The organism is uncultured Metabacillus sp., assembly GCF_947503125.1.
In the GTDB taxonomy this organism is placed as follows: Bacteria; Bacillota; Bacilli; order Bacillales; family Bacillaceae; genus Metabacillus.
Genome location: NZ_CANNCR010000081.1, coordinates 1 through 13,543 on the forward strand (window position 1 = coordinate 1; position 13,543 = coordinate 13,543).

12 protein-coding genes and 1 pseudogene are annotated in these 13,543 nt (G+C 37.5%); 8 read left to right on the top strand and 5 right to left on the bottom strand.

Features of this window, described 5'->3' with window-relative positions; all coding sequences use genetic code 11:
• Window positions 1-40 precede the first annotated feature (40 nt).
• Window positions 41-361 carry a CBO0543 family protein gene (locus Q1B07_RS24270; RefSeq protein WP_299094746.1) on the bottom strand — a complete coding sequence of 107 codons (321 nt, stop codon included), beginning with the start codon at window positions 359-361 and terminating at the stop codon, window positions 41-43.
• Between the two features lie 496 nt (window positions 362-857).
• Between Q1B07_RS24270 and Q1B07_RS24275 the strand changes: the two genes are divergently transcribed.
• From Q1B07_RS24275 to Q1B07_RS24285, 3 genes are all read left to right on the top strand, one after another.
• Window positions 858-1,568, top strand: coding sequence for a hypothetical protein (locus Q1B07_RS24275; protein ID WP_299094748.1), 711 nt, complete (start codon window positions 858-860; stop codon window positions 1,566-1,568).
• 130 nt (window positions 1,569-1,698) lie between these two features.
• The gene (locus Q1B07_RS24280; RefSeq protein WP_299094750.1) at window positions 1,699-2,514 is read left to right on the top strand and encodes a glycerophosphodiester phosphodiesterase family protein; all 816 of its coding nucleotides are present in this window, start codon (window positions 1,699-1,701) and stop codon (window positions 2,512-2,514) included.
• Between the two features lie 700 nt (window positions 2,515-3,214).
• Entirely contained in the window at window positions 3,215-5,770 is a 2,556-nt protein-coding gene (locus tag Q1B07_RS24285; RefSeq protein ID WP_299094752.1) for a LamG-like jellyroll fold domain-containing protein, read from the top strand.
• A 54-nt stretch (window positions 5,771-5,824) separates the two neighbouring features.
• Here Q1B07_RS24285 and Q1B07_RS24290 read toward each other — a convergent pair.
• Together Q1B07_RS24290 and Q1B07_RS24295 are read right to left on the bottom strand one after the other, a co-directional pair.
• Window positions 5,825-6,550 (bottom strand): annotated as a pseudogene (locus Q1B07_RS24290) (VCBS repeat-containing protein).
• A gap of 271 nt (window positions 6,551-6,821) precedes the next feature.
• On the bottom strand, window positions 6,822-8,234 hold the full coding sequence (locus tag Q1B07_RS24295; RefSeq protein WP_299094755.1) for a LysM peptidoglycan-binding domain-containing protein: 1,413 nt from the start codon (window positions 8,232-8,234) through the stop codon (window positions 6,822-6,824).
• A gap of 147 nt (window positions 8,235-8,381) precedes the next feature.
• Between Q1B07_RS24295 and Q1B07_RS24300 the strand changes: the two genes are divergently transcribed.
• The 3 genes from Q1B07_RS24300 (at window position 8,382) to Q1B07_RS24310 (ending at window position 10,755) form a co-directional block, all read left to right on the top strand.
• On the top strand, window positions 8,382-8,819 hold the full coding sequence (locus tag Q1B07_RS24300; protein WP_299094757.1) for a DUF2521 family protein: 438 nt from the start codon (window positions 8,382-8,384) through the stop codon (window positions 8,817-8,819).
• Between the two features lie 81 nt (window positions 8,820-8,900).
• Entirely contained in the window at window positions 8,901-9,614 is a 714-nt protein-coding gene (cwlD, locus tag Q1B07_RS24305; RefSeq protein WP_299094759.1) for an N-acetylmuramoyl-L-alanine amidase CwlD, read from the top strand.
• Between the two features lie 79 nt (window positions 9,615-9,693).
• Complete coding sequence (locus Q1B07_RS24310; RefSeq protein WP_299094761.1) at window positions 9,694-10,755, top strand: Mrp/NBP35 family ATP-binding protein; 1,062 nt, start codon at window positions 9,694-9,696, stop codon at window positions 10,753-10,755.
• Between the two features lie 59 nt (window positions 10,756-10,814).
• On the opposite strand, the gene gerD is transcribed toward Q1B07_RS24310, so the two are convergent.
• Entirely contained in the window at window positions 10,815-11,453 is a 639-nt protein-coding gene (gerD, locus tag Q1B07_RS24315; protein ID WP_299094763.1) for a spore germination lipoprotein GerD, read from the bottom strand.
• Window positions 11,454-11,600: 147 nt separating this feature from the next.
• On the opposite strand from gerD, the gene Q1B07_RS24320 reads away from it, so the two are divergent.
• The gene (locus tag Q1B07_RS24320; protein WP_299094767.1) at window positions 11,601-12,206 is read left to right on the top strand and encodes a KinB-signaling pathway activation protein; all 606 of its coding nucleotides are present in this window, start codon (window positions 11,601-11,603) and stop codon (window positions 12,204-12,206) included.
• Between the two features lie 24 nt (window positions 12,207-12,230).
• Here the strand turns inward: Q1B07_RS24320 and pdaB are convergent, their stop codons facing one another.
• Complete coding sequence (gene pdaB / locus Q1B07_RS24325) at window positions 12,231-12,995, bottom strand: polysaccharide deacetylase family sporulation protein PdaB (RefSeq protein WP_299094768.1); 765 nt, start codon at window positions 12,993-12,995, stop codon at window positions 12,231-12,233.
• Between the two features lie 88 nt (window positions 12,996-13,083).
• Between pdaB and Q1B07_RS24330 the strand changes: the two genes are divergently transcribed.
• Window positions 13,084-13,290, top strand: a complete 207-nt coding sequence (locus Q1B07_RS24330) for a hypothetical protein (protein ID WP_299094770.1) — start codon at window positions 13,084-13,086, stop codon at window positions 13,288-13,290.
• The last annotated feature ends 253 nt before the right edge of the window (window positions 13,291-13,543 follow it).

Genomic DNA, 13,543 nt, shown 5'->3' on the forward strand with positions numbered 1-13,543 from the left:
AAGGGTTGATATACTTATTTCTCTATCAGTCTGCTAGCCCTTAATTTTTTTGTCCAGCTAAGTGTAACCTATCCATAAGTGGCTTCATTTTATAAGTAAATTGATTATACATCACACATGATAAATGAAATATCACATAAAGAAATACAATATTCGAGTCAAATAATTTAGGAAAATAACGCTGTGGATATTTTAAGTATTTCTGCTTTATGACGGGTCCATCAAATATAGTAGAAACTAAAGTTTTAATAAAATAAATAAGAAACCAGTCCTTTAGATCACCTTTTTTTCTTAATAAAAAGAATATGCTTCCACCTATTCCAACTGCAGTCAATGTATTTAATATAGTTCTATCTTTCATAATACTCACCTCTCGATGATATTAAGATGTGCAATTTAGAAAATATTATGAGCTGGGATAAACATTAACTGGTGCAAGAGTTCAATCATTTCGGGTTGCAGCAAGCGTTAGTTGAGTTAAACAAAGGAATTGGTTGCTTTTGCTCCATTTTGACCATACAAATTAGAAAGAAATTTTTCTAGTTCTCTCTAAGAAATTTCTTTCTAAGATGATTTTACGTTCCAATGAATAAATTAAAGAGAATTTTTTACAGTCCTAACTACAATAAATGAGATTGACTACGAAATATATAGAAAGAGCCCGATATATTGGGCGATCTAATCAAGCGATTTAAGTCAAAACAAAAGACAGTGAGATAAACTAGACCAAAAACACTTCATCTTTTGGTAAAATTCATAAGTAAGAGGTTGAGCGGCTTTTTGTGCTCTGTATCGCAGGGCGATATAACGTTGAAATTTAATAAAAACCTTTATCTCAAAAGGAAAGGAGATTTACTATGCGAAATGATATTCAATCAAATGAACGAGCCTACTCTTCTAAGGAAGTGGCAGAAGAAGTAGGAATTGCAACTCCTACGGTCCGGAAGTATGGTCAAATCTTAGAGCGGAATGGATATGAGTTTTTAAAAGATGGTGATCGGCGTATCTTTGTTCAATCCGATATTGAAGCACTTATAGCGTTACGCGATACGGACAAACCTCTTGATGAAACAGCAAAGGACTTAGTGGATCAGCAAAAAGAAAAATTAACAGGATCCAGTGATACAGAAATAGCGGTACCCGATACATATGAAAACTTACCATACGATCCCAATCAATTAAAAGAATTCTTGTTATATTTAGGGAATGAACTCGCTGCAACACGTGAATTGAATGTTCAACTGACAAACGATATGACTCAGCTTAAAACAACAGTTGCCCGCCTCCAGCAAGATCACCATGTAATAAGCTCTAGCATCGGGAATTCATCACAAAAAACCCATGCGAAAATTGAAAAACTAACTGAACAACAAAAGATCTATTACGAAGAATTGCTCCAACAAGAAAAAGAAAAAAATGAATTTCTCCAAAGAGAAATTCAAAATTTGCGCAAAGAACAGCAAGAAGAATGGCGTTCACAAAATGAATTTAATAAACGATTGGAAAAGGCAATTCAAAAGCCTAAAGGAAATCTTGATTGGCTTTTCTCCATATTTCGTAAAACATAAGATCAAGTACACTAGTGATTTTATATAAAACAGTTAAATTATCAAAAATGTAATAGAAAATTAATCTGCAGTTTACAACAGCTAGGTAATGTAAAGGTGTACATAATCATACAATAGGAGTGGAGAAAAAGTGAAAAAGAGGCGATTCATGTTGCTTGCTACATTGTGTATGTTTGTCACATCTGGACTTTTCGGGCATGCTGTAAGTGCAGAGCCGAATAATAACTGGCTGCAAAGTAATAAAATGGAGTTAAGTGCCCATCGCGGAGCACAGGTGGCAGCTCCAGAAAATACATTAGAGTCCATCACTCAAGCCGGTTTATTAGGATATGGTTTTGTTGAAATCGATGTTCAAAAGACGAAAGACGGTCATTATGTGTTAATGCATGACCAAACGGTCGACCGTACAACAACCGGCTCTGGAATGGTTGAAGAGTTAACATTAGAGGAAATTCAAAGCTTTTCGATTGAAGATAAAGATGGCAATGTGACAGATCATAAGGTTCCAACACTTAATGAAGTTTTAGAAGAAGCATATAAATACGGTCTAGGTATCAATTTTGACGGTTCAAAAGGAAAATGGGAGGACAAGGCATTTGTGGATGGCATCATGAAAGAAGCTAAAAATGCTAATGTATTAAATCATTCCTTCTTTGTCCTAAGTAATCAAAGTATCCGAGATCAATTTAATAAATGGTACCCAGAAGCAACCGTGACATTTCTGGGAAATGCATTAACGAATGTAGAGGCCGATATTCAAGAGTTAAAGAAATACAATAACGCTATTTATACAACATCCATTCATAATATCAATGAAGAAACGGCCAAAAAAATCAAAAATGCCGGGTTAAAACTGCATGTATATAAAGTAAACACAGATGAAACCTATGCGAAAGCGAAAAAGATCCATCCGCGCTTGATTGAAACTGATGTGATTGTGCCTTAATGCAATAGAATGAACTTAAGGACTTCTATCTTATTTTGAATAAGTAAACAAAGGCTCTCAACCGGATGTGGTTGGGGGTTTTTTATCGTTAGGAAAATATAACTTTTTGTACTTATTTTTTGTGTCTAGCTCCAAGCGCCATCTAGTCAAACAGGAATTGAAGGTAAATACACCCTCTATTCCTGTTCGCCTTATGCTTGTCGCCTTGCGCATTTTTATTAAGCTATATTACAGTGGGAATTTTAACAGGGTAACAAAAAGGTGAACGAAATAAATAAAATAGTAAAAAGGTCACGCTTGATGAATGTTATATTTCATATTATTATTAAGTTGTTAATAAATATATTAACTACTGGTTTTTTGTAAGCGTTAACCAATACCAGAAGAGACATTTTCAGAAGGAGGGGAATTACGTCATTAATTTAAACTGTTTACAACTACTATCTTCAAAGCTCGTCAACTTAGAATACACAATAAATGCTTCATATTATTACTCCATCATCCTTACACCAAACTCTTTCTAGTAAAGAGTAGATCATACTAAAGACGTTTCATACACCAAGTTAGGCTCTATACTTTAGCTTTACACAGAACGAGAGATAACTCTATACCTTGGCTTGAGATGTGATAATATTGCAATTTCTATCATCTTAAATTGGATGCGTTTACATTTTTGTTTATAAGAGAGGGGAATTTTTATATGCTAAAGAGCTGGAAACGGAGATTGGCATTTGGCTTGTTAATGCTTGTGTTAATCATACCAAGTGCTGTTATAGGGATAGGGGCGGACAAGGCTGCTAGTAAGCCAAGCGATAATAGTAATAAACCAAACCTTGATCCTCAAGGCGAAGCACCGAACTTTCAAAATGTGTCTGTACATGACCCATCTATTGTAAAAGATGGAGATACTTATTATGTGTTTGGTTCTCATATTGAGGCAGCAAAGTCAAAGGATTTAATTAGCTGGTCAAGATTTACGAATGGCTATACAACGCCTGGAAATGTACTTTATGGAGACTTATCAAAAAATCTAGCGGGCTCCTTTGCTTGGGCGGGTGAAAATGATTCTGATAGTAAAGGCGGCTTTGCTGTTTGGGCTCCTGATGTGTTTTGGAACAAAGACTATGTGAATGAAGATGGCACGAAGGGTGCTTACATGATTTATTATAGTGCTTCCTCTACTTATATCCGTTCTGCTATTGGTTATGCCGTTGCAAAGGATATCGAGGGACCGTATAAGTATGTTGATACCATTATCTATTCAGGATTTACGGAAGAAGAGGCATATGATAACAATAGTAAAGTAAATAAGAAATGGACAAATACAAATATTAAAAAACTGATTGATAACGGGACATTAGCCGGCCCGAATGAAGCATGGTTTAACAGTGATGGTTCTTATGAAAATGCTACCTACCCAAATGCCATTGATGCTAACTTGTTTTACGATGAGAACGGGAAGCTGTGGATGACATATGGCTCGTGGTCTGGCGGGATATTTGCGCTTGAAGTAGATAAAGCGACTGGACAAGTTATCCATCCAGGTAAGGATGGAGAGACTAAGGATGGCAGACTCATCGACCGCTATTTTGGAACGAAAATTTCAGGGGGATATACAAAATCTGGAGAAGGGCCTTATGTCATTTATGACAAGAATACTGACTATTATTATCTTTATGTATCTTACGGCTGGCTCGGTGCAGACGGTGGCTATAATATAAGGGTATTCAGATCAAAAAACCCGGATGGCCCGTACTTAGATCCAAAAGGACAAAATGCAGTGTTACCAGGGAATGTTGATCATTCACCATATGGATTAAAGCTTATGGGGAATTTCCTGTTTGAAAGAAAAGTAGGAGACCCAGGTACTGGAATAGGATACGGTTATCTTGCGCCAGGACATAATTCCGTTTATTACGACCAGGAAACAGGTCAGAAGTTTTTAGTTTTCCATACACGTTTCCCAGAAACAGGGGAGATGCATGAGCTTCGTATCCATCAATTGTTTATGAACGAAGATGGTTGGCCGGTTGCCGCACCATACCGCTATACAGGTGAAACCATTGATAAAGTGAACAGACAGGATGTCATTGGTGAATATAAATTTATTAACCACGAAAAGGATACATCATCAACAATCCATAAATCCGTTTTAATCCGTTTGAATAAAGACAATACAGTTTCTGGTAATCTTCAAGGTACTTGGAAAAAAACAAGCCACGACCAAGCGGAGCTTACAATTGACGGAATGACGTATAACGGAGTATTCGTACGTCAATGGGATCCGACATCTGAGCGTCATGTGATGACATTTACAGCGATATCAAAAGAAGGTGTTTCTGTATGGGGAAGCAAACTTCAAGATCAAACAGATCAAGAGATTGCAGCGGCTGTTTATGAAGATTTAGATCTCGGTGATACTGATAAGGTTATCGCCAATTTAACACTTCCAACAGAAGGTACTCGTCATACAACTATTTCATGGAAAACTTCTGATCCTAACGTTATCACAGAGACAGGAGAAATTACTCGACCAGAGGCTGGAGAAAGTCCATTAACGGCTGAACTGACTGCAACCATCACAAAAGGTGAAGTAACAAAAACAAAAACCTTTACAATTACAGTACTGCCATATCAAGAGGCTGGATTATCGGCACATTATGCATTTGAAAATAACATTATTGATAGTACTAAAACATTTGGAGAAGGTATGATTACGGGTAATCGAATCGATAATACCGGCGGTACGATAACATATGCTGAAGGAAAAAACGGTCAGGCTGCGGTGTTTAACGGAGAATCAGGTATTCGCTTGCCGAATGGGTTAATTTCCAGTAACACATATTCCGTCTCGCTTTGGTTAAAGCCTGAACAATTAACGACCTTTACGACAACCTTCTTTGGGGCGCGAGACAGTAATAACTGGGTAAGCCTTGTACCAAATGGACCAGCAAACGGAAATACAATGGTTTGGTCTGGTAGTGCTAGATGGTATGATGCTTCAGCAGGCATGACAATCAAGCAAGGGGAATGGTCACATTTGGCCTTCACAGTAGACAACGGTACAATCACGGTTTATGTTAATGGGGAACAAAAGTTTACAGGAACGAACTTCCCGAATATCTTTACAACAACTGACGCAAACTTTAGCTTAGGTGTTAACTGGTGGGATACACCATTTAAGGGGTTAATGGATGAAGTACGAATTTATGAAGGTGCATTATCTCCTGGAGAAGTAGCAAATTTAGCAAAGTAAAAACATTATATAATGATGAAAAGGGCTTTCTCAACAAGAGTCAGCCCTTTTCATCTATATCTGTCCGCCAAAAATAGACACGCTTTGCCGGTCAGGAACAAAAGTATGGCCGGTCCATTTTAAAACAGTCTGTACAAACCCGAGTGAATCAGCATTGTATCTCCCGGCAATCCTCTGATATGCTACAAGTTCGTATGTACCGTCCCTGTTAAAATCAATAGGATATAAACCGGATAACGGATTTACCTATCCTTCGATCGGTGCCTTTAATAAGCCATTTTTCGTATAAATCTCAGATAAATATTCCTTTCCCTTATAAGTAAGGTCAAGAATATACCTTTCCTGATGATAGCTTGTCACTGCTGCTTTATATTGATTTTCATACTTCACATCGTACTTATATGTTTCATTAAAAGCATCAGAATTGAAAATTTCCGTAATCTTTCCATTGAGAGAGGAAAATATATAGGCATAAATCATACCGCCGCTTCCTCCAGTATCAATAACCACTAAAATATCATCTGCTTTGTCCCCTGTAACATCCCCTAGAAAAAGGGTAGGATTGTACCCGCTGTTATTTTTCAAGGAGATTTGTTCATATTGCTGAGTTCTTCCGTTTTGGACGACCAACGTAATATTTTTCCAAAATGGACTATCAGGGGTTTTATTAGCGCTAAGCATGACAAGGTCTTTCATCCTGTCACCATCAATATCTCCTCGTTTTGCAGCTACAACAGAAGGTTTATTAGGATCTACGAAGCGTTTAAGGCTTGCCCTCATTTCTTTGAGATGCTGTTCGTAAGGAGTTGGGAATGACAAGGCTTGATCAATCGTTTGCAAAGCATCGTTTGTCAATCCGGCTCTTGCTTGTGTATCAGCTGAATAGTACCAATAATAAGGGTGGTTCGTTTCATGAATTTTCGTGTGAAAATAATGAATCGCGTTTCTGACGTCATAAGTATTCATTTTCATTCATCCCACCTGTCACTTTTTTCCTTTAAAAAATATATGCAGGGGTAGGTCTGGATAGTAAAATGCACTCAAAAAACAACTAAAGTATTTTTCGAATGGAAAAATTGTCTTTAAGCAGCTGCCAGTTTTGTGGGTATGGATAACCAAGTACCCAATAACTGATACCGCGAAGTCCGTATTCCTTTACTGTATCAAATTTGGCCTGGGCGCTGCGGGCATCTTCAAACCAAACTTCGTGGCTGCGTCCCTGTTCGTCAATATAACGGAAAAATGGCGTTTGTGAAACAGCATCATATTGAATGACAGCCCCATATTGAAGTGCTCTGCGTACCGCTTCCTGTTCACTAAATGTTTCTGCCTCCTGTCCTTGTACATGGGGAAGCAGCCAGTCACGGGCATAGATCTGAAAGCCCATGAAGATCTTGCTCCGTGGAATAACGGAAACGGCATAGTCTAATACCCGCCTAATTTGGTTAAGTGGCGAAATCGCCTGGGGAGGACCTAATCTGTATCCCCATTCATAGGTCATTAAAATGACAAAGTCGACAATTCTGCCATGTGCAGGATAATCATGTGCTTCATATAATAATCCTTTTTGCTCAGCGCTCGTTTTTGGCGCAAGGGCTGTTGACACAAAAAATCCTGCAGGGTGAAGACGGTCAACCGTACGCTGTAAAAATTGATTGTATAATGTACGATCCTCTGGATAAACATTTTCAAAATCAACATTTAATCCGAGATAACCTTTCTCTCTCATGGTGGTTAGAATATTTGTTAGCAATCTGTCCTGGATTTGTGTGCTGGAAAGGATTGTTCGTGCAAGCCTGGAACCGGGATCCCGATAGGTAAAGTTTGTTATGCACATCATAGGGACTACTCTCTCATCAAAGGAAGCTTGGATAATGGCATCATCGTTAATGGACGTTAATCCTCCGTCTTCTCTCATGATATAGGCGAAGGGAGACGAATAGGTTAAGAATTCTCCTGCTTCCCGAACTTCACTTGCCCCAGTCTCTCCTGTGTTTATTGTATAGGCATTCACATCAATAACAGGCTTAGTAACAGGAATGGTTAAAACCGTCCCTGGATAAATCAGATTCGGTTGTTCGATTTGGTTGATTCTAAGTATCTCCTGAACGGAAGTACCGTAATTTTGAGCAATTTGCCATAAAGATTCCCCAGTTCGGACCGTATGGCTTTTTGCCGGAATTCTTAAAATGGTTCCTGGATAAATGAGTGAAGGGTCATTTAGTTGATTTGCCTGAACGATTTCTTGAACAGTTATTCCATAACGTCTGGCGATCATCCACAATGTTTCTCCATACCGGACAGTATGGGTTTGATAAGGGGGTGGTATAACAAGCGCTAATCCAGCAACTAGTTGATTCGGATTCTCCAATTGATTTGCAGCAGCTATTTGCTGAATGGTAACACTATACCTCCTGGCGATCGCCCACAGTGTTTCCCCAAATTGGATCACATGAATGAGCATTCTATCCCTCCTCGAAATCCGCTTTATTTATTTATATTCCTGTTTTCAGGGAGATATAAGTTATTACCAAGAAAGGTAAATTGGCAAGAGATCACACGAATGATAAAGAAGTCGGGTTAAACAATACATATAAGGGAGGCTTCTAAGATGAATGATATTATCTCTTTAAAGCAGAAAAGACACCAAAAAGAGTTAAAATATGAGAAGAAAATGCTAAGAGAGCTTTCTTTATCAGAAATAAAGAGTGGTATTGAAGGTTGCTTTGGAAGCTTTGCTGAAAAAGTTAAAAAGACGGTCATTGAGGACGGCTGTATTGATTTTGCGATAGAAGCATTTTTACTTGGAGCAAAATATAGCCGATTTGGTTATTATGGGGAATCCATGCAATCGGCAAATCGCAGATGCCAATCAGAGGAAAAACGGTTAATCGATGATTTGTTTGATTACTTAACAAACTGGGGAAAAATGAATGAAAAGGACATTTCCTTTGATGAAATTTACTTTGCTTGTGAATATTTTATCCAGTCATGGTGGAAACAAGGCTTTATTAAAGGTGAAAAGCGTTATAAATTAAGGCTTCATTAACAGATACTGTCTTGTACTTCCTTATCATATTCCTCCTAATTGTCCCATATATTGAAAAGAGGACGAGCAGGAGGGAATAATATGAATAAAAAAATAAAGTTATTTGGCTTTATAGCAGGGTTTGTCTTGTTGCTAATTTTATTTCAATGGCAATTTAACAATAATAATTCTTGGGAATCATGGAATTTACCCTTAACTGGAAAGATTATATACCTTGATCCAGGACATGGAGGACCGGATGGAGGAGCTGTTGGCAGTTCATCTTTAGAGAAGGACATTTCCTTAAGTATTTCTCTAAAGGTTAGAGAATATTTGCAAGAACAAGGTGCGCTCGTTTTATTAACACGAGAAAAGGATGTCGACCTTGCAGATAAAGACACAAAAGGGTACAGCAGAAGAAAAGCGGAGGATTTAAAGAAGCGGGTAAAACTCATCAATGAGTCTTATGCCGATTTATTTTTAAGTATCCATTTAAATGCCATTCCCTCATCAAGATGGAGCGGTGCACAAACCTTTTATCATGGGAAATTTATCGAAAATGAACATGTGGCAAAATTTATCCAAGATGAGCTTCGAAGAAATCTTGAAAATACAGAACGTGTAGCAAAGCCTATTGACGGGATCTATTTGCTTAAAAATGTGGAAAAACCAGGAGCTCTCGTTGAAGTAGGATTTTTATCAAACCCCCAGGAGGAAAGAATGCTTGCTACAGATAAGTATCAAGAAAAAATTGCAGCATCGATCTACACTGGTATATTAAGATATTTCTCAAATGAAAAAAACCCGCCTGAATAAACAATTCAGTGCTTATCAATCTTCCCTTCTTGGTAAGTATGTTATACTAATGTAAACGAAATCAAAAAGGGTGGTAAACATGCTGCATGAAGAAGAACTACGAAAAATAATCGGACAACTACAAGATCCTTTTTTACATAGATCGTTAGAAGAGCTTAATGCAATAGAAGAAATCGCAATAAAACAAGAAAAATCTCATGTTAGCGTAAAAGTAGGAATTTCAAAAACAAATACGGCAGAACAGCTGCAATTACAACAGCAAATCGTTGCAAAAGTAAAGGAAGCAGGGGCAGAATCTGTAGGGCTTCGTTTCCATGAGCTTCCACAAGAAACAATCGCTGCTTTTTATGATCAGTCTTCCGCTCAATCTGATTCCTTAGTGTCACCTGGAAGGAAAACCGTTTTTTTAGCAATTGCAAGTGGAAAGGGAGGAGTTGGGAAATCAACGGTCTCCGTCAACTTAGCTGTTGCCCTCGCCCGTTTAGGGAAAAAGGTGGGGTTAATTGATGCTGATATTTATGGGTTCAGTGTTCCTGATATGATGGGGATTACGAAAAGACCAGTTGTGCGAGGCGAAAAAATAATCCCTGTTGAACGATTCGGCGTAAAGGTCATTTCTATGGGCTTTTTTGTGGAAGATAATGCACCGGTTATCTGGAGAGGCCCTATGTTAGGAAAGATGCTTACTAACTTTTTCAATGAAGTGGAATGGGGAGAGCTCGACTATTTATTATTAGATTTACCTCCAGGCACAGGTGATGTGGCATTAGATGTACATTCCATGCTCCCGTCATGTAAAGAAATTATTGTCTCAACCCCGCATCCAACGGCGGCGTTTGTTGCAGCAAGAGCCGGAGCAATGGCTCTTCAAACCGACCATGAAATTGTCGGAGTCATCGAAAATATGGCTTATTTTGAAAGTGCCAAAACAGGAGAAAAAGAATATGTGTTTGGCCGCGGCGGTGGGGAAAAGCTGGCAGAGGAGCTTAGAGTACCACTGATTGGGAAGATTCCTTTGCAACAGCCTGATTGGAATGATGAGGATTTTGCTCCATCCGTGTATGGCGAGGCCCATCCGACAGGACAAATTTATCAATCGATTGCTGAACAAATAACAGAAATCATACCAGTAAAAGCATAAAAAACAAAGGACCCCTCCAATATTTGGAGGGGTCAGACCCTTTTGTGAGATAATCTTTTTTAGCTTCCGCCTTCCTGTCCACCGCCACCTGCATTTTCTTCACTTTGGTTGGCTTGATCTTCTTGTCCGCCTCCGCTTTGCTGTCCTGCTCCAGCTTCTTCGGCAGCCTTTAATAAAGTTTCTTGAATTTTTACTTTATATAAAGGACTATTCAAGGTTTCCATAATGACATCCTGAAGATGCTTTCTGAATTCTTGGCCTTTAAGAGTAGTTAGCACGCTTTTTTCCAATTCAGGATCCTGGAAAACATCGATAAGGAGCTTTTGATACTCAGGGTCAGTCATTAACCCTTTAATCACTTTTTCATGCTCTTCCTGCAAGCTTTTTGCAAATGTTTCAACAAACTTAGGATCCTCAAAGACCTTCTTCCAAAATTCTGCCCCTTTATCAGATGTTAAAGTTTTTTCAATTGTGTCGGTAACAACCTTTTGATCCATTATGAGGACTTGTTTCATTTCCTCATCCTTCATAACCTCTTGAAGGGTTTTTTTTCCATCATCTGTTTTTAATATATCTACAACCATTTTCTTTGTTTCTTCGTAATCTACCTGTCCGACGGATTCTTCCCTTGGAGCACATCCGGATATGACGGTAAAAATCAACATTGCTATAATCATGAGGAGCGAGTATCTCTTCATGTTAATCCAAGCTCCTTTCTTTTCTCAACTTACTATTTATATTTTGATTTAGAAAGGAGAATTTATACGAGGAAAATGCTTATCATGTGGCAATTTTAATAAAGGATTGGTAAAATCAATAGAAGTAACATGATGGAGGATAGTGGAGTGAATAGTCGAAATTGGGTTCGTTTCTTTCTAAGTACTTTACTTGTTGGCGGAATCGCTACAAGTATTATTGGATTTGCGTTAAAGTGGTCAGAATATAATGAACTGTTTCTTCGGTTTGATTTTAAGGAGATCATTTCAATCTTATTTTGGCTTTTTGGAGTTGGGCTAATCTTCAGTGTCATTAGTCAGATGGGCTTTTTCGCCTATTTAACAGTACATAGGTTTGGATTAGGGATTTTCCGCTCGGTGTCTATGTGGAACTTAGCGCAGATTGTATTAATCGCATTTGTTCTATTTGATTTAGTTTATTTCCGTTTTCAGCTATTTGCAGAGGAAAATGAAACAATATTCCCATATTTGTTAATGGCCGTTTATATTTTTATTGTTGCCATTATTGTCGCTTTTATCAAAAAATCAATTACGAATAAAGAGGCGTTTATCCCTGCGCTGTTCTTTATGGTCGTAGTTACAACAATTGAATGGTTTCCGGCATTGAGAGTAAATGAAAAGGATTGGCTATTACTTATGCTGATCCCATTACAGGTCTGTAATGCATATCAATTATTGATGCTTCCTAAATTTATCCAAAAGAAAAAGAGCTAGGATGTGCTAGCTCTTTTTACAGTTTTATTTAATTTCTTTTGATTTCGTCTCGGCATTGGCAATAAGCTCTCCAACAGAAACATTTTTTAGTCCCTTTTCTTTAATCGCTCCTATTATGACAGGCAAAGCTTTATTTGTTTGTTTTGCCGAGTCAGAGGCGTGTAAGAGAACAATGTCTCCACCTTTTATAGAAGATGTCGTATTTTTAACAATTTCATCTACTCCAGGATTTGTCCAGTCATCAGAATCTATACTATAATGAACTACGGTATAACCGTGTTTTTGTGCGATTGATAGTACTTCCTTATTAAAGCCTCCGCTTGGCGGTCTAAGTAACGTAACATTCTTGACACCTAGTTCTGTGAAAACTTCCTGTGCCAGTGATAGATCTTTTCTTACTTCATTTGGCTCAAGATCCCGATAATTTTCATATTTATACCCCATGCTGCCAATTTGATGTCCGTCTTCAACAATTCGTTTTACAATATCTGGGTGCCTCTCAGCCCAGGAAGCAGAGAGGAAAAAGGTGGCATTATTAATATTATGCTTCTTTAACGTATCAAGAATTGGTTCTGCTTTTACATCTCCCCAGCTAATATCAAAGGTTAAAGCAATTTCGTTATTTTTCGTTTCTCCCCGGTAAATAGCTTTCGGTCCATCTGAAGTGGAGAAAACAGGGAAATTCAATATATTTTCTACATATAAAATCCCTGCTGTAAAGAAAGCTGCCATAATAATCAAAGCTAGTTGTTTAATTTTTTTCATATGAATGATATGAAATTGATTCATAATGGTCCTCCTCGTCCTACTTACTCTTGAGACAAGTTTATGCTAAGTCTCAGATGAAAATGATTAGAAATGAAGGAAATTAGAAATAATGAAAAACAAATACTTTTGGAGGAAGGAAATGCTGTATTATTTATTTAATGATAAAGAAAGGATGCAACTAGAGGATCTTCTTATAAATGAAATCAATGTTGTAAAAGAGTTATTGAGTAAAGATGAAGCGAGCGAGATAAAGATAAGGGCATTAAAGGAAAGAAACGAACTTTTGTTAAGAATATTTAATAAGATTTCAAATTGATTAATAAAATTGAGATTTATTATTGACCATATTAAATTTACATGTTATATTAGTTTTCGTCGCTTACGAGCGATACCATTATTAACAACAATGAAAAAATATTATAAAAAAGATGTTGACGATCGAGTTGTTAAATGATATATTAAGAAAGTCGCTTCTAGACGAAACGACATGATAATGATCTTTGAAAACTAAACAAAACCAAGCGTGCCAACGTTAATTTCGATTAACAAACAACGTACTAACTAGTACA